Source organism: Achromobacter sp. NCFB-sbj8-Ac1-l, from assembly GCF_052695805.1.
In genome coordinates this window covers 3,170,550-3,183,809 of sequence record NZ_CP199812.1, presented here as the reverse complement: position 1 = coordinate 3,183,809, position 13,260 = coordinate 3,170,550, and the positions used below count along the sequence as shown (strand labels likewise).

Sequence of the window (13,260 nt, the reverse complement as noted above, 5' to 3'; positions counted from 1 at the left end):
AAGCGGCTTGGTGCTCGTCACTGGCGCAGCCATACAAGTCCGCCAGGTCCGCCACCAATGGTTTTTCAGAAGGTGGCGATTCTATGTTGTCCGAGTCTAAAGCGGTGGAAATTTGTGAAGATTATGTAACTCGAGTTTATGGTGTCGAGGCCGCCAATAGACAAAAGCCGTACGTTGTCTCAGATGAAGGTGATACTTGGAGAGTCACGGGGCAACCGCCCAAATTCCAGCTAGGCGGCAATTTTGATGTACTGATATCCAAGTCGGATGGAGCAATACTTGAAGCAAAGCATTCTAAATAGTCGGAATTAAATAACGTATCAGGTTATGTTTATTCGGCGCCATTGTTGCCAATGAAATACTTCATAATTCAGAAAATACGGATGTCGCTTTCAAGCGATGCTCCGATTGACGCGCTGCGGGAGTTGGCAGTGAGCCTAAACCGAGCAGGCATCGGCAAAAGCGAGATAATTGATTGTTATAGAGGCTTCAGCTTGGCTCTGCGCAACAGTGGCATGGATGAAATGAGCGATCAGGTGGACGATGTGTTGGATATGATGACCGGATACTATGTGGGAAAAAATGTCGACCTGGATTGAGTTGGCGTAGTTATGAAAAATAATGATTTGCATGCAAATCTGCTTTGTCTGACGTCCAGAATGAGGCAGCGGTACGCGGCGTCCTGTCTCCGCAGCTACTGCAGTGCTAAAAAAATCTCCCATTCTTCCTTGGATGATCTTCTCTCTCATCTGGATAGCATCGCTGTTGCTGAGGATATACCGGAGTGGGAAGCCAAAGGCGCGCGATTGGCCCTGAACGGAAGGGGTGACCCGCCGCCAGAAACTCTTTCCGAGAAGCTCAAAGACAACGAGCGGCAGGAGCTCATTCAACTGGTTGAATATGTTGTCGAAGTAGGGCTTGTCGATCTCTACGGAAGTACAACGGATGCCCCACTGACTTTTCTAGAGAAGATCGTGTGTGTGTTGGAACGGAATCACATTCCCTTGCCCTCAATCTACGAATGAGAGTGGGTACGCTGGCCTGAGCAACCGAGCATTTTTGCTGGAGCGGTTTCCAGTTCACTCTTGGCCGGTCCCCGTCTAAATGCTGCCAACGCTATTCAGCAAAATTCTCCGTGTACCCCAGCAGCAGTACATTCCCGCTAGCCGCAATCCTGGCAAGCTCGTGCCAAGCGGCTTGGTGCTCGTCACTGGCGCAGCCATATAAGTCCGCCAGGTCCGCCACCAATGCATCGGCCGCAGCCGGCTGCAGCGGCGTATCCCGCACGAACCCCAACCACGACGCACCAAGCCCGACAAAGCGGTAGCCATGCCGCTCATGCATGCGTCGAATCACCGCATGGTTCTGGAACACATCCCAGTCGCAGGAAAAGTAGCCATTGGGCAGGGCGGCGATCATGAAGGTGTCGTCTGGCACGGTGACGCGCTGGATGTAGACCACGCTATCGATCACCCGGTCTGGATCGCGGTTGGTGGCCACCAGGACGTCCACGTCTTCCTGGCTGGTCATCAGCGTGCCGCACACGTCTTCCCAGGATTGGCGAGACGCCGCGTCCTGCAATCGCGCCACCACGTGAGCTGCGCGGCGCACCTCGAAGGCGTGAACCGATTCCGGGTCGTCGAAGTCGGTGTCGCCGTAGTCCATGTCGATGCGATCGTCATTGCCCGCGTGGCCACTGGTGTAGCAACACTGGTTGATGTCGTCGAGCGTGCAGAAGTAATGGTGGCCAGGGTCGGCCCGTCGCAACTCGTCCAGGCAGTCCAGCACCTGTTGCAGCGACGGGGCGCCGGATAGCCGGCGATGGCTGAGGGTGTCGACAGGCTGGAATGCGTACTGCTCGCGGTAGTCGACGGGGGTGATCTCCATGGCGGTCTTGCGCTCCGAGTGATGGGATTGGGAGGCAGTGTACAAGCCGCGTGGACGATCAGCCTGCATGGCATTGGAAGTTGAAGACCTTCGAAATAACGAACCAGACTACGTTTTTCTCTGCGAAAACGAAGTCTGGTTTGTTGTTTACGGGTCGACCCTGCGTATGTCACATGCTAGCGCGTCCGAATGCATGATTCGTAGCAGGATGAGGAAAACGGGTGGTCCCTGACGGGCTGAGGTCGCACCGCATTTCACGGCGGCTATTGCGGAAATCTGGTGGCGTCATACATTATTTTCGCGCTGATGTCGTTCAGTGCTTCCTGACGTGCGCTTCAAAGAAAATTCTGAACTGTTCGCAAACTTCCGGTCCGATATCCGAGAGTACAAAGAAGAACAATTCAACCATTTCAGGCGTTTCAAGCTCTCTGGTTTTGTCGGTGTGTTTATCGTAAAGGCAGCAAATCACCGCTCTGAGAAAGTGCTTCTTGGGACAATCTGGTTCAGCATGGTGTAGTCGCCAGGTATCCGTCCGGGTTCGAACCAGGTCGGAAACCGCAGGGGGGGTGGCGGAAGAGAGACGAAGCCCTAGTGTCTCGGTCGTCCAGCGCAAGAAGTCGCCAGAGAAGCGTCCTTGCTCAAACATATCTGTTGCCAGCTGTTGGAGGAACCTGGAGAAGATCAGGGCAGATGCATCAAATGAGATGGCATTCAGATCAATATTCTCTTCAAGTAGATCAAGTTGCATCGTGGCTTCTCTCATTTGTTGTCGACCATGGTTGTGAGTGGAGTGGTGGCACGCAATTGCGCAGGATTGCCTGCCGGGTGAATTTCGCCCCTGAAAGCAAAAATCCGGAAGGCGTGTCCAAGCTACGCATTCCGGACTCAAAAGAGCATTGGAAGATTCTGAATTTCTGGAATCCGATCTCCGTGGTGCGCCTCAGCGTCCTTGGGGTTGGAGCTAGCCTTACCGCTGCGACGCCTTTAACGACCTGTTGTCACTGCTGCAATCGCAGTCGTTGAGCGGGTTGACCACGACGACCGCTCGGTCAGCGCTTTGTCCTCGCGTTGGTGCGCCCTAGCTGACGGACAGGCCGTCGGCGGCGGAGTCGGTGGTCCGCAAGTGGCAGGAAGGGGCGCGGGGACGTTCTTGGCTTCTTCGCCGCTGTTGGCGCCTTTAGAAATAAACGATTCTTGAGAGATTCGGGTACTTTTCCAGAACAGCAATCCAAACTTCGTCGGCAGCGGCCCACCTGGTCTTTTCGATGTCAACTTCGGAGTCGGAGAACTTCTTGAATTCTTCTGCCGATTTTATTTTCATGCGCGCCTAAATAAACAAATAAGCCGGCTGGGTTGCGACGACTCTATTTCTTCGGATGTGCAATTCTCTCAATTTGCATAAACATCGGTTTATTGTTATTTATGTATTCGATTAAATTTTCGTCACTAAATTTCATGAGCTCCGGCAATTCGTCATACTGACCAAATGTCTCCGATGATATAAAGTGGCCTTTGAAAAGCACCATTTTTAGATCGGGCCGAATTTTTGCTACTTGTTTGCGTGGTCCTGGCCAAGGATCTTCGCCCGGCCCGAAAGGGAGGTTTCCTATCAATGGCCAACGTCCTTTTTCTATGGCTGAGCGCAGGCATAAAGCGTCGGTCACGCTTCCATATTGTGATACTTCATGCAGCGATAGAAGCTGCTTGCCGGATGTGACACCAAGTATGGCTACGTCAGGGTCGTTGTACATCCGTACATAACCATATCTTCGGCCTAAAGGGTCGAGGGGGACTGCATAGATGTCTCCCACCTTGACGTCATGCTGTTTTCTTTTTTTCATGTGAGCTGATGTTCAAGTCAAGAACGAAATGGGCTATGTTTGCCCTGAGTTTCCAACTTCTTTCGCATCAGATTCAGACAGCAGGGATCATATGTTGCCGATTGATTGATCTGATGGCGTTGAGGTCAAGCGTGGTGGCAATCTCTGTGCTTTGGAAGTAAATCGTTAACTCCTTTTACCAACTTTGCTCCGAGCCAGTCGTGTCGACTGATCCACATTCGTAGCCATAAATGTCCATCGCTTCATTTACTTTCTGAATACAATGATTCAGAGATTTCTCTTCGGCATCCAGGATATGGCAGAGGCAATAATAGACGGCTATAAATGCACATTGAGCTTGATCTGCTAGAACGTCGCTGTAGTCCTCTGTATCAGGGATCATGGTCTCGACAGTTTCCAACCATCTTTCTATCTGTGCTTTTGGAGCCTTGTTCAGCGATGCCTCAAAACAGAACTCAAGTGCCGCAGCGTACGTGGGCATATAGACTAGATATTTTCCGGAGAATTTGTAGACGATTTCGCTTAAGCGTTCTACTGCCAACGCTCCAAATTGGATTCTTGCTTTTTTTGTTAGATGCTTCATTTTTGCTCGAAGGAAAGAGCGCGAGACCGCCACTCAACTTGGGTGCGACTTGCTACTTAGAGAAAATAATCAGCCTTCCTGCGGGATAATTTCCTTCCCAACCGCAAGGAATGCCACTGTGTAAGTAGGCTTGCTCGATGGTATGCCATAGTTGATGGACGTTTCCAAAGGCATAGCAATGAAGTAGCCGGGAGATGTCTCCGATCATGTTGTTAATTAGCGGAAACCGGCCTATGCCGGAATAAGATTTTCCCTGCATCATATCGAGTATCTCAAGTATCTCTCGTTCGACGCTTCGAGGCATGTCCGGCCAGGCAGGCGTGATCGACTCCAGAAGCGTTTGCCAATCTTCGAAATCGTCGCTTGTGTCATTCGTGGAATAATCCGCCGCTAGTGATTCGTCGTAGACGACGATTGCTCGCACTATGTTGCCGAAATATGGTTGGGCAAAGAAAATCGGCCTGTCCAAGTAAGATAGAAGCCTATGCGCATCTTGTGGGAAAACGTCTAATCTCATCGAGTCAACACCACTGTATTTTTGGTATTTTGCCTTTTGATTGGGGGGGCATGGTTTTACGCCTCCCGTATGCCCGTTCGTCACTTCACAGAACAGGTAGGATGTGATCCTCACTGTAGGTAAGCAAGTTTGGATTTGCCCATTTTGCAAATTCAATTCTGACGAAATCTATTCCCTTCACATTTCTCGATTTCGCGGAGTCTACAAACCCTTGCGAACATATAATTGTCTGATCGGCAAAATCTATATTCTCAATGGCGAAAGCCGGCAGGGAGCAGTCCTCTTTTATTGATATTTTCTCAGGCCAGAAGTCGATGCTTCCTTCATTTTCGATCAAGCTTTCGCTCTCGTTCAGAACCCTTTTCATATTCACGTAGAATTCATCTGAAAAAATGGATATGTAGTACTGCTTGGTTGTGATTTCAAGGCCGGACTTGGAAGAGAATATCCTGACAGGTTTGACGCTTTTGATAGGAGCCTTGAATTCCTGAAGGGTATCGAGAAAAGCCTGGTCCATGATTTGCAGCATGTAGGCAAAGGGTCTGATTGAGAACTGAAATGGCTGCTCTCTGCTTACCAAACATCCTCCGTCGGGAAGTTCACTCAACCCTTTCGGATTGGAATACCAGGGGTAGACGATGCCATAATCGATTTTCTCATTCTTTCCGGGAAGATGATCGTAAAGCGTAATATCAAGATACCCAACAGGGCAGCCCGAGTCTTTCTTTTGAGTTATTGCGTAGTAGTTCATTTTCTTGGTTCTTGGGAAGCTCACTCCGTCTGAATGCTTGGCGCTAGAAAGTACCAGTTTAGAAAGTCATCGAAATAACGAACCAGACTACGTTTTCCTTAGAGGCGAATTCCTACTTCTGACGCATCGGCTTTCGGAATAGATAGTCTGAAACTCAGTATCAACGACTCTCCAGTCGCTCTTTAGCGGCGTCTGAAACTGTCTTGTCTTGGTCATCCGCAAGAATTTGCAAGACGTCCAGGGGAGCCTTTGGATTCAGGGCAATTCTCTTTCGGACTGCCGGTTCAGGGTCCCGCGAAAGCGCATGGAACATTGATGGGGTGATCCTTCGTTTCATTGCTACGTCGCATCGAGTCAGCCAATCGTTGCTCTTCGATAGGCGTATCAGGATGGGCAGGGATATTGTGCGGTTCAATGCAACGATTCTTGAGAGATTCGGGTACTTTTCCAGAACAGCAATCCAAACTTCGTCGGCAGCGGCCCACCTGGTCATTTCGATATCAGATTTGGAGTCGGAGAACTTCTTGAATTCTTCTGCCGATTTTATTTTCATGGCACTCATGTAATCAAATTAGTCGGCCGGGTTGCGACAACTCCATTTTATTTGAATAAAAAACATATGTGGAACAAAGCAAGCCAGACTCTATTTTCATGTTTTGGTAATTTGGAGTCCTCGTTCGAATTGAGTTTTGTCGGAAAAAAAGTCTGAGAGTCTAGCCAATGAAATTTTCTGGTATCTGTCGGGAAAAACAGGTTTGTGATTATTGTCAATAAATAATGCTAGGCACGAAATTATGCAGTCGTTCGCAATTCTGCTGGAAATGAACCGCATCAGTAGTTGTCTTGCTTCGTGCCCGCGTTTGGAGAAATAGTCATGAGCACTGTCGCCGCTCATGTCAGTAACTACCGTGGCCGGAACTATTTGCTCTTGGTATTGGACGGAAATCGAACCGCCACAGATCGCTTTCGGCATCACATGATTTCCCACCTCGCGGAAACCTGAATAATCCGTAGCGTTGCCGTTGTTCAATTCAAAGTAGGCCAAAAGGTAGGATATTTCGAGTCTCCAGTGGTGGGTTTTCGTCTAGATCTTATGAAAGGGAATAAAGATTCGTTTTTCCACTGCGGTGGTAGAAAGAAATAGCCTCACACATTACTTTTGGTTGATGGAATTCAGTGTTGCCTGTCCTGCGACTCAAAGAACACCCGAAACCGTTCGCAAACGCCAGGCCCGACATCCAAGAGCACAAAGAAGAACAACTCAACCATTCCCGTGGTCTCAAGCTCAGTGGTTTCGTCGGTGTCTTTATCGTAGAGGCAGCAGATCACCGCTCTGAGAAAGTGCTTCTTGGGGGAATCTGGCTCGGCGTGGTACAGCTCGCCACGTGTTCGCTCTTGTTTGACGTAGCTCGGCAACGGCAGGAATTTTTCCGGGAGTGAGTCGCAGCGCCAGTGTCTCGGTCGTCCAGCGCAAGGAGTCGCCAGAAAACTGCCGTTTCTCGCACATTTGTGTTGCGTACTGCTGGAGAAACTTGGAGAGAATCAGGGCGGATTCGTCAAAGGGGATGGCCTTCAGGTCGATATTTTCTTCAAGTAGATCAAGTTGAATCGCGGCTTCGCTCATTTTGTTCTCGTCAATGGTTGTCAGTGGGGGGCCGGCACGCAATTCTGATGGGTTGTTTGGTGATGCTCGAAGGGGCATCCCTAAAAAGCAAAAATCCGGAATGCGTACCCAAGCTACGCATTCCGGACTCAAAGGAGAATTGGAAGATTCTTAATTTCTAGATCGATAGGTCCATTGTCCTCACCACCGTCGGTACAGGCCCTGACATGTCGTAGCGCTAGCTCCGCGGAGCAACGCCCCAGCGCGCAGCGTACGTGGTTCGGTGGTTGATGGTCTGGCGGGACATTCTTCGCTTCTTCGCCGTTGTTGGCACCCATGTTGATACGGCTTTTCATGGAGTTGACACCCGCAAAGGTGGGCCACTGTGAGGGAGGCTGCAAGATGGGCCCAGTTCAATGCCATCGACACGGATGACGGGTGGCGCGCACATCATCCGGTGGCGTCGCGGCTGCACTCCCTAGGGAACCGTAGACTAATTTTTATCTTTCCTATTTATCAGATCATTTGCTTCAGATGCAATTCGCTCGACAACGTCGCTATCAATAACGATGCAAATGTCCCAAACTTCCGAATCTTCACCTATGAGAACGTAAACGTCCTCATTTAGTCGCTGCCAATGAACGGCGCTGGCAGCAGATATTCCCGCTAATACATAGTCAGTCTGCCTATGGATGAGTCCATCTAGTTTTTCTATGTCCGATGCTGTCGCATATATGTTGACTTCCGTCAACGGTGTTGAGAGCTTGATGAGGAAAGCTCCTCTACCATTTTTATCGAATGCACGCTCGACCGTGGTTCGAAATTGAGGTGTTTTCATTGTTTTTTGTAGTGCATTTTTATTTGGCCAATCCTTCAAATAACACCCTAAACCGTTCGCAGAGTCCCGCCCCAACAGCTGCGGACACAGAGAAGAATAATTCAATCATTCTGGCGGCTCAAGCTTGGCAGTTTCATCGGTTTAATCTATGAGACATGCGAAAAATGCAGTCTAATACGTTATTTATCACTACGAATGTTCAATAGGTAGCAGAGCATGAATTAGAAGACAAACATCGTCGGTAGGCCGATAATCCAATGTCTTGATGGTGTACTGGCCCGGATTCGCCTTGAATTCAAGTCCTCCCTCGATCGAAGGCCTATCTGCGGCATCGAATAGCACTAGCCCGGCGGTCGACCATGTAATGCTTGTAGTTTCTGTTGCTGTGAATGTGTTTGGATTCATGCAACGTACGGCCCTCTCTACCGCTGACTCACTTTCGGCCCATCTCCAGCGCACGATCAATACAACATCATCTTGTATCGCCAAGCACGTCTGTAGTGGCTCGTCCCCAAGTACAAGAATATTTGCGTAGCCTGCGTTTAGAACTTCCGCGTAGTCTGTAGTTTGGCATGCCCTGTCATAGTCTGAAGATACCGTCTTGGCCGTCAAGTAGAAAAAGCGTAATCAGGTCTGTAAGGCTGCCGCGTCTTGAGCACGCCGAAGCACAGATGCACCACTTTTCGCATGCAGGCGCCCAGGGCCGACATCTTGCTCTTGCCCGCGGCCAGCAGTCGTTGATACAACGCCCGCACATGGGGGTTGTGCTTGGACGCAACGACGCCAGCCATGTATGCCAACGCCCGTACGTCCGCAGGACCGGCCTTGGACATGCGGCTACGGCCGCGCAGCGACGTGCCAGACTGTCTCTGCACCGGCACCAAGCCCAGATACGCGGCCAGATCCTCGGCACACTTGAAGTGGTGGGTATGCATCACCCGCAGCATGGTTCTGGTCATTTTCGGCCCCACCCCGGGTATGGTCGCCAACAACCTGGCGTCTTCCTTCAAGTCAGGATGCCGGTCGATATGGTCGTCGATGGCCTTCTCCAGGCGAGCGATCTCCTTGCCGTAAAAGCTCAGCGTGTCGCTGATCGAACGTTCCACCAGCTCCGAGGGCGAGCTGGCCTCGATCTTCTCCTGGCGGTTCATCGTGCGCAGCCGATCCTTGGACAACGCTTCCAGTTGGGTAATCAAGGCACGCAGCTCGCGCACATGGGCCGGCGGGGGCTGCCAGACGGGCGGCTTCATCGCCACGCCATAACGGGCCAACACCACGCTATCGAGTGCGTCGGTCTTGGACCGCATCGCCAACGCCCGACTGAAGTCGTGCACGTTGGCCGGGTTGGCCACCGACACCGTCAGCCCGCCATCATGCAGCGTCGTCGCGGCTTGCTCGTGATAGGGCCCTGTGGCTTCCAACACGGCGTGAACCTGGTCAGCCGCGGCGCCATGCTTGGCGCACCACCGGACTAGGTCGTGCACCCCGTCCCGGCTATTAGGGACAACCTTGCTTTTGCGCTTGTCATTCTCTGGATCCAGCAGCAACGTGCAGTCCAGCTTCAGCTTGGAGACATCAATACCCAGATAGATCATCGTCATACCCTCCATACAAAGAAAGTATGCCAACTGCGCCCACTTACCTTGTGCATGCAGGGTCAAGCCCTAGGCTACCGTCCAGTGTCCGCGATGGCGTCAGAGGTGAGAGACAGGGGTTTAGTCTTCAGAACAGGGTCAGGCACCTAAGGGAGCCGCAGAAACTCACCTGTCTCTCGTGGAATGGTAGCTAACCATCCCAGGGCTCAAGATACAAGGTGGCGGTTCGAAGCCAGACCATCGTGAAGCAATCTGCGATTCCATCACGATTAGTGGCGACCCCGCCGTGCTGATCCATTTGGAGAATTTGTATTGAGTCACTGAAGGTGCGTGCTAGTCATAGAAAATGGCGAGCCAGACTAAGGTTTATCTTGATGCGCTATTTTCTAGACTGAATAAGTTAAATGTATGACTGGAAATTTTATCTTTACTGATTCTGTTGGGGCTGGTTGAAAGCAGGCTCTCCCAATCAAAGAGTAACTGCGATTCAAGCCTCTTCATCCTAGGGTCATTTAAGATGGTCAGTTCTTGTTCTCTCGTTCTGGTTGAATATGTGTGGAATAGCTGTGCATGTAGGTAATGATCAAGCGTAGCTATTTCGAGATCCTGAGCCAGGTATGTCAATGCTTCATCGGTTCCTTGTGACACCCAGTCATAAAGCAGTTGAACGGCAGAAACGAACGCTAGGCCATAGAAATCGGTTCCCTGGCAATCGCCTTCTTCGGGAATGGACGGTGAGCTCAGATAGTCTTGTATTTCGCTCAACGCTTCTTCAGTTGGCCATTGATCATGAGAGATAGCTCTCCACAGACTGTCGAGAAACGAACGGAAAGGTTTTGGTTCGAAGTAAGAGGCTGATTCGTAAATGAGATACAGCCTCTCAGCACTAAGCAGGGCACCTACCAACAAATGGTGGGATTTCTCTCGCATGGTCAGTCTTCTATTGCGGTTTTAGGTCTGCTCACCAGGATATATATTCTCGCTTTAAAAGGTCAATTCAGTTCATTAGAGTCTCCGCCTGCACAATGGGAGAAAACGTAGTCTGGCACGCTATGTGCTGCTCTCAAAAACAAAAATCCGGAACGCGCGCTTAAGCTACGCATTCCGGATCGGGACGAGAATTGGAAGATTCTTAATTTTCTACGGTCTTTGTGATGCTCCGTAGGTGGGGTGAGCGATAGCACGTAGGCCTTTGATCAGAACGACAACTCCGCCGTAAACGTCACCGTCCGCCCAGCCCCCGGCACCCCATACAGCTGGAACCCATCCAGCGACGCACCTACGCGGCTGTAATAGAACTTATTGAACAGGTTCTCGACGTTCATCCCCACGGTCAGCGCCTTGTCCACGCGATAGCGCGCCGCCACGGAATGCAGCCAGTATGACGGCGCCTTTTCATCATCCCGAACCCAGATCGGATGCGTGCCTGACGGCCCGGAGACGGTGGCGCTGTTGTTGTTCTTGCCGCCGACGTATTTGTTGGCGGTGTAGCGGCGCTTGCCGACGTATTGCGCACCGTAGCTGAGCGACAGGCGGTCGGTGGCGGCGTAGGTGGTCCATAGATTGAAAGTCCAGTCGGGGACGTTCTTGGCTTCTTCGCCGCTGTTGGCGCCTTTGGTGATGCGGCTTTTCATGGCGCTGACGCCTGCGAATGCCGACCAGCGCGGGGTGATGTTGCCGGACAGGCCCAGTTCGATGCCGTCGACGCGCTTGGCGGACAGGGCGCGCACGACGTCGGTGGCGTCGTCGCCGTATTCCCAGGAGTCGGACAGTTCGGTGCGGAACACGGCGCTGGTCAGCGACAGGTCGCCGCCGGCGGTGTCCCATTTGGCGCCCAGTTCCCAGGTCTTGGAGACGGCGGGTTTGTAAGTGTCGCCGCCGGTGGCGCCGTAGATGTTGTTGTTGGTGGAGGCGCCCAGGGCGGACGGTTGGGCGGCCTGGCTGTAGGCGGCGTAGAGGCTGGCTTGTTCGACGGGCTTGTAGGTCAGGCCGACGCGGCCGCTCCAGGCGCCGTCTTCGATGCGGTTGGTGGTGTGGTTGCCGGCCGATCCGGATACCTGGGTGACGCGGTAGCGGTCATAGCGCAGTGCGCCTTGCACCAGCCATTGTGGCGTCAGGGTCAGGGTGTCGGCGACGTACAGGCCGGTGTTGAAGACGCGGGCTTCGTTGCCGCTGTTGCCCTTGACGGTGTCGACACCGCCCATGTCGACGCCGCCGGTGTTGCGCAGGTCGATGGTGGGGTTGGTGGACGGAGCCTTGATGGTGCGTTCGTGGTCGCCGTAGGTTTCCTGGTAGAACTCGATGCCGGTAACGACCTGGTGCTTGATGCCGCCCGTCTTGAAGTCCAGGTTCAGGTTGCTCTGGTTGGCCAGGATGGTGTAGCGCTTGGATGTGCCGAAGTCATTGCCGCGCAGTTGGGCGTAGGGGCTGGGGTTGCCTTGCGCGGTGTAGCCGCTGTAGGACGCAATGCCGTCGGCGCTGGTGACCAGGGGGCCGGCGCCGACATAGCCGTAGGAAGTGCGCGAGGTGCTGTTGAAACGCGCGGGCGACAGGACGCCGATGCGGTCGGTCTGCTGCCAGCGGCTGATGTTGGACAGGCGCACGCCCTTGTTGAAGTCGTGTTCGACTTTCAGGGTGGCCTGGTCGGTGCGGGTCTGCTCGGTGTAGCGCGACGGATCGCCATACCAGGCGTTGCGCGCGACGTTGGGCATGCGCTGGCCGCCGGTGCCGCGCTGGATGGGCACGCCGCCGTCGGGGATGTTGTTGTCTTCCTGGTGCAGGTAGTTGAAGGTGACGCGGGTGGGCGTGCCCAGGCCCATGGCCAGCGATGCGGCGATGCCGGAACGGTCGAACTCGGTGACGTCGCGCTCGGCCACGCCGTTGTGGTGGCGCATCAGGTTGATGCGCAGGGCCGAGCTGTCGGTCAGTTCCTGGTTCAGGTCGGCGGTGATGCGCCGATAGTGGTCGGTGCCTAGGCCGCCGGACGCCTTGTAGAACGAGCCCAGGCGGGCTTCCTTGCTGGCCAGGTTGACGCTGCCGCCCACGGCGGACACGCCGGATTCAATGGACCCGGTGCCTTTGAAGACTTCGGCCTGTTCCAGGTTGAAGATGTCGGTGCGGCTGGACAGGCCGGCGTCGCGGATGCCGTCGACGGTGATGCTTTGTTCGGCGGAGAACCCGCGGATGGTGAACATGTCGCCCCAGCCCAGGTTGCCTTCGCCGGAACTGAAGGTGATGCCGGGCACGTTGCGCAGCACGTCCTGCAGGCTCTGGGCCTGCTGTTCTTCCAGCACGGCGCGGGGCACGACGGTGATGCTTTGCGGGGTGTCGAGCAGCGGTTCGGTGAATTTGCCGGACTGGACGCGGTCGGCCTTGTGGGGCGGGGCGTCGCCTTGCACGGTGACGGGGGCCAGCTGCACGGCGGTGTCGGCCGGCTGGGCCTGGGCGCTGGCGGCGGCGCCTAGCGCGAGGCCCAGGGTTTTAAGCGCGAACGCGCCGCGGGGAGGGGAGAAGGACTGCGCCATGAGAAGTTCCAAGAGAAGTGCCAATGAGAATCGTTGGCGATTCTAGGTAGGCGAGTCTCAAGATCTTGTTAAGGCGCGGGCGGGAATTGATCGGCCAGGGTGTGGCGCTTGGGCTGGTCGA

Annotated in this window: 16 protein-coding genes; 3 read left to right on the top strand and 13 right to left on the bottom strand. The window is 53.4% G+C overall.

All coding sequences use genetic code 11. The features are described from left to right. Positions 1-83: 83 nt before the first annotated feature. The 3 genes from ACUDP5_RS14560 (at position 84) to ACUDP5_RS14550 (ending at position 1,025) form a co-directional block, all read left to right on the top strand. Positions 84-302, top strand: a complete 219-nt coding sequence (locus ACUDP5_RS14560; protein WP_445659104.1) for an NTF2 fold immunity protein — start codon at positions 84-86, stop codon at positions 300-302. Positions 303-383: 81 nt separating this feature from the next. Then, positions 384-599 (top strand): hypothetical protein, encoded by a 216-nt coding sequence (locus ACUDP5_RS14555; protein WP_263915064.1) that lies wholly within the window; start codon positions 384-386, stop codon positions 597-599. 12 nt (positions 600-611) lie between these two features. After that, entirely contained in the window at positions 612-1,025 is a 414-nt protein-coding gene (locus ACUDP5_RS14550; RefSeq protein WP_445659103.1) for a hypothetical protein, read from the top strand. 91 nt (positions 1,026-1,116) lie between these two features. Here ACUDP5_RS14550 and ACUDP5_RS14545 read toward each other — a convergent pair whose 3' ends face one another. From ACUDP5_RS14545 to ACUDP5_RS14485, 13 genes are all read right to left on the bottom strand, one after another. Further along, entirely contained in the window at positions 1,117-1,887 is a 771-nt protein-coding gene (locus ACUDP5_RS14545) for a hypothetical protein (RefSeq protein WP_445659102.1), read from the bottom strand. Between the two features lie 313 nt (positions 1,888-2,200). Beyond that, entirely contained in the window at positions 2,201-2,635 is a 435-nt protein-coding gene (locus ACUDP5_RS14540; RefSeq protein ID WP_263915061.1) for a hypothetical protein, read from the bottom strand. 616 nt (positions 2,636-3,251) lie between these two features. Beyond that, positions 3,252-3,728 (bottom strand): Imm26 family immunity protein, encoded by a 477-nt coding sequence (locus tag ACUDP5_RS14535; protein ID WP_445659101.1) that lies wholly within the window; start codon positions 3,726-3,728, stop codon positions 3,252-3,254. Positions 3,729-3,903: 175 nt separating this feature from the next. Beyond that, a complete protein-coding gene (locus tag ACUDP5_RS14530) occupies positions 3,904-4,311 on the bottom strand; it encodes a hypothetical protein (protein ID WP_445659100.1) in 408 nt (135 codons plus the stop codon). A 52-nt stretch (positions 4,312-4,363) separates the two neighbouring features. Next, positions 4,364-4,780, bottom strand: coding sequence for a hypothetical protein (locus tag ACUDP5_RS14525; RefSeq protein ID WP_445659099.1), 417 nt, complete (start codon positions 4,778-4,780; stop codon positions 4,364-4,366). A 133-nt stretch (positions 4,781-4,913) separates the two neighbouring features. Next, on the bottom strand, positions 4,914-5,579 hold the full coding sequence (locus ACUDP5_RS14520; RefSeq protein ID WP_445659098.1) for an Imm43 family immunity protein: 666 nt from the start codon (positions 5,577-5,579) through the stop codon (positions 4,914-4,916). Between the two features lie 160 nt (positions 5,580-5,739). Continuing rightward, the gene (locus ACUDP5_RS14515; protein ID WP_445659097.1) at positions 5,740-6,141 is read right to left on the bottom strand and encodes a hypothetical protein; all 402 of its coding nucleotides are present in this window, start codon (positions 6,139-6,141) and stop codon (positions 5,740-5,742) included. A gap of 744 nt (positions 6,142-6,885) precedes the next feature. Beyond that, positions 6,886-7,203, bottom strand: coding sequence for a hypothetical protein (locus ACUDP5_RS14510; protein WP_445659096.1), 318 nt, complete (start codon positions 7,201-7,203; stop codon positions 6,886-6,888). A gap of 472 nt (positions 7,204-7,675) precedes the next feature. Then, positions 7,676-8,125 carry a hypothetical protein gene (locus tag ACUDP5_RS14505; protein WP_445659095.1) on the bottom strand — a complete coding sequence of 150 codons (450 nt, stop codon included), beginning with the start codon at positions 8,123-8,125 and terminating at the stop codon, positions 7,676-7,678. 84 nt (positions 8,126-8,209) lie between these two features. Further along, complete coding sequence (locus ACUDP5_RS14500) at positions 8,210-8,632, bottom strand: Imm21 family immunity protein (RefSeq protein WP_445659094.1); 423 nt, start codon at positions 8,630-8,632, stop codon at positions 8,210-8,212. After that, positions 8,629-9,615 (bottom strand): IS110 family transposase, encoded by a 987-nt coding sequence (locus ACUDP5_RS14495; protein WP_445659133.1) that lies wholly within the window; start codon positions 9,613-9,615, stop codon positions 8,629-8,631. Before ACUDP5_RS14495 ends, ACUDP5_RS14500 begins: the two co-directional genes overlap by 4 nt. Before the next feature lie 366 nt (positions 9,616-9,981). Next, positions 9,982-10,545 carry a hypothetical protein gene (locus ACUDP5_RS14490; RefSeq protein ID WP_445659093.1) on the bottom strand — a complete coding sequence of 188 codons (564 nt, stop codon included), beginning with the start codon at positions 10,543-10,545 and terminating at the stop codon, positions 9,982-9,984. Positions 10,546-10,811: 266 nt separating this feature from the next. Next, positions 10,812-13,139, bottom strand: a complete 2,328-nt coding sequence (locus ACUDP5_RS14485) for a TonB-dependent receptor (RefSeq protein WP_445659092.1) — start codon at positions 13,137-13,139, stop codon at positions 10,812-10,814. Between the last annotated feature and the right edge of the window lie 121 nt (positions 13,140-13,260).